This is a genomic window from Aquicoccus porphyridii (assembly GCF_008369105.1).
Taxonomy (GTDB): Bacteria; Pseudomonadota; Alphaproteobacteria; order Rhodobacterales; family Rhodobacteraceae; genus Aquicoccus; species Aquicoccus porphyridii.
The window spans coordinates 1-380 of sequence record NZ_VINQ01000209.1; the positions used below are offsets into that span (position 1 = coordinate 1).

Here is a 380-nt window from a genome sequence, read left to right on the forward strand (position 1 = left end):
CGTTCAGGCGCTGGATCATGGCTTTCCCCCGCAAGCTCCCTACCTGGTGGCCTGGGCTCCCCGCCCTTCTTGAGGCTTTTGCCAGGACGCATCGCTCATGCTTCGCTCGCTGTCGTTTGCCAAGAAAATCCTTCTCGCCGCCGCGCTGGTGGTAGTTTTCGCCTTCAGCTGCTTCATCCTCTACAACGATTACCGACAGCGCGAGGCCGTGCGCACGGACACGGAAAACTACCTCGGGGAAATCGGCACCCTGACCGCCAGCAACATCCAGAGCTGGCTGGAAGGCCGCATGCACCTGGTGGAAGGCCTGGCCTCGCAACTGGCGCTGCTCGACCAGCCCGACGAGGCGAATATCGCAAGGCAACTGGAACAGCCCGTCT

1 pseudogene is annotated in these 380 nt (G+C 62.1%); it reads left to right on the forward strand.

Features of this window, described 5'->3' with window-relative positions:
- Nucleotides 1–97: 97 nt before the first annotated feature.
- A pseudogene (locus tag FLO80_RS24220) lies at nt 98–380 on the forward strand (hypothetical protein); the annotation flags it as partial.